Genomic DNA, 2,513 nt, shown 5'->3' with positions numbered 1-2,513 from the left:
CGCGCACCCGCGTTCAGCCCCGCAACAAGACGTACGCGGTCGCTGTCCTTTTTATCGTGCCCCCCCCACCACCCGGTGGGAGGGCCACGATGCGTTGGGGGCCGGGACCGGCCAGGGGCGGGGCGTGCCCGGCACAGCGCGGCGGTGACCCGCTACGGTGGCTGGCAGTCGTAGCCGAGGGAAGGCGCTGGTCTTGGGGAAGGTCGTGCTCGTCACCGGAGTCGCCCGGCAGCTCGGGGCCCGCCTGGTGCGACGGCTTCAGCGCGATCCCGAGGTGGAGCGGGTGATCGGGGTCGACGCCGTGGAGACCGGGTACCGTCTCGACGGCGCCGAGTTCGTCCGCGCCGACATCCGGCAGCCCGCGATAGGCAGGGTCCTGGCCGAGCGTTCCGTCGACACCGTCCTCCACCTGGACGTCACCGGCACCCCACTCGGTACCGGAGGCCGGGCCTCGGTCAAGGAGACCAATGTCATCGGCACCATGCAGCTCCTCGGTGCCTGCCAGAAGTCGCCGACCGTCCGCCGTCTCGTGGTCAAGTCGAGTACGAGTGTGTACGGCTCGGCCCCGCGCGATCCCGCCGTCTTCACCGAGACCACCCCGGCCAAGTCACTGCCGAGCGGGGGCTTCGCCAAGGACGCGGTCGAGGTCGAGGGGTATGTCCGGGGGTTCGCCCGGCGCAGGCCCGATGTGGCCGTGTGCGTGCTGCGCTTCGCCAATGTCCTCGGGCCGCGCGCGGACTCCCCGCTGGCCGAGTTCTTCTCGCTGCCGGTACTGCCGACCGTCTTCGGCTATGACCCACGGCTTCAGTTTGTCCATGAGGACGATGTGGTGGATGTGCTGGAGATCGCCGCGCGTGAGCCCCGGCGCGGGACGCTCAACAGCGGCACCTTCAATATCGCCGGTGACGGGGTGCTGCTGCTGTCCCAGTGCTCCCGGCGCCTGGGACGGCCGACGGTCCCGGTGCTGCTGCCCGCCGTCCGCTGGGTCGGCTCCGCGCTGCGTACCGTCGGTGTCACGGACTTCTCCCCGGAGCAGATCCGGCTGCTGACCCATGGCCGGGTGGTCTCCACGGCACAGATGCGGGAGACACTGGGGTTCGAACCGAGGTTCACGACTCCGCAGACCTTCGCGGACTTCGCCCGGAGCAGGGGCCCGGGGCTGCTGCCGCCCGAGACCCTGGTCCGGGTGGTCGACCGGGTCGGGGCGGCCCTCGGCCGGGCCGCCGGGGGCGGTGGGTCCAGCGGAGGCGGCGGGGATTCGGAGAAGACGGTCCGGAGCACCCCGGGCCAACGGGACTCCGGCGGCCGACGCGCCGTCCCGGACCCGGGCCAGCACAGCGACTGAGGGAGCGCAGGCACGATGGCGGACGCCAAGGTCATTCCGTTTGACGACGACCGTACGCGGGGTGGTGCGCCCCGCTCCGGACGGCGCCGCTCCGCTGGAGCCGCGCGCGCCAGCGGCTCCACCGAACGCGAGAACCCGGTCAGCCCGCTCCCGGGCGCCCGCCGCGCGGAGGACCAGCCACCCGCCGCCGATGACCAGCCGCCCACCCCGCCGGACTCCTCCTCCGGCGGCGGAGGCTGGGACGACCGGCTGGCCCGTGGGCTCTCCTTCATGCGCCGCCGGATCACGGGCGAGTACGAGGTGGATGAGTTCGGCTTTGACGAGGAGCTGACCGAACAGGTTCTGATGTCCCTGGTCCGGCCCCTGTACGAGAAGTACTTCCGGGTCGAGGTCAAGGGCATCGAGAACATCCCGTCCGAAGGCGGCGCCCTGGTGGTGGCCAACCACTCCGGCACGCTGCCGCTGGACGGGCTGATGATGCAGGTCGCCGTCCATGACCAGCATCCGGCCGACCGTCATCTGCGGCTGCTCGCCGCGGACCTGGTCTTCGTGCTGCCCGTGGTGAGCGAGCTGGCGCGCAAGGCCGGGCACACCCTGGCCTGCGCGGAGGACGCGGAGAAGCTGCTGCGCCGTGGTGAGGTCGTCGGGGTGATGCCGGAGGGGTTCAAGGGCATCGGGAAGCCCTTCAGCGAGCGCTACAAGCTCCAGCGTTTCGGCCGTGGTGGCTTTGTCTCCACGGCCTTGAGGGCCGGAGTGCCGATCGTGCCGTGCTCGATCGTCGGGGCGGAGGAGATCTATCCGATGATCGGGAACTCCAGGACCCTGGCGCGGGTGCTCGGATTCCCCTACTTCCCGATCACGCCCACCTTTCCCTGGCTGGGACCGCTGGGGGCGGTGCCGCTGCCCACCAAGTGGACGATCCAGTTCGGAGAGCCGATCGAGACCGGCGGATATCCGCCGGAGGCGGCGGACGATCCGATGCTGATGTTCAATCTGACCGATCAGGTGCGGGAGCAGATCCAGCACACCCTCTACAAGCTGCTGGTGCAGCGGAGGTCGGTCTTCTTCTGACGCTTCCGGGGCCTGCGCTGTGTCTCAGGGCGATCGGGGTACGGCCCGTCGGCGGGGGTTGGTCGTGACCATGCCGGTGGGGCCGGGGCATGTGCCC

2 protein-coding genes are annotated in these 2,513 nt (G+C 70.8%); both read left to right on the top strand.

Going from position 1 to position 2,513, the window contains the following annotated elements; translation table 11 throughout:
- Positions 1–193 precede the first annotated feature (193 nt).
- Positions 194–1,345 carry an NAD-dependent epimerase/dehydratase family protein gene (locus ACFVIM_RS34575; protein WP_384310200.1) on the top strand — a complete coding sequence of 384 codons (1,152 nt, stop codon included), beginning with the start codon at positions 194–196 and terminating at the stop codon, positions 1,343–1,345.
- A gap of 15 nt (positions 1,346–1,360) precedes the next feature.
- Positions 1,361–2,416, top strand: coding sequence for a lysophospholipid acyltransferase family protein (locus ACFVIM_RS34570; protein WP_384310198.1), 1,056 nt, complete (start codon positions 1,361–1,363; stop codon positions 2,414–2,416).
- Positions 2,417–2,513 lie beyond the last annotated feature (97 nt).

It is taken from the genome of Streptomyces sp. NPDC057638 (assembly GCF_042800315.1).
Taxonomy (GTDB): Bacteria; Actinomycetota; Actinomycetes; order Streptomycetales; family Streptomycetaceae; genus Streptomyces.
Note: the sequence above shows the minus strand (reverse complement) of the source record. Positions and strands in the feature narration are given on the sequence as shown.

Bases quoted from the DNA above. Each gene is read 5' to 3' on its own strand.
- ACFVIM_RS34570 (WP_384310198.1), top strand. From the start codon at position 1,361: ATGGCGGACGCCAAGGTCATTCCGTTTGACGACGACCGTACGCGGGGT.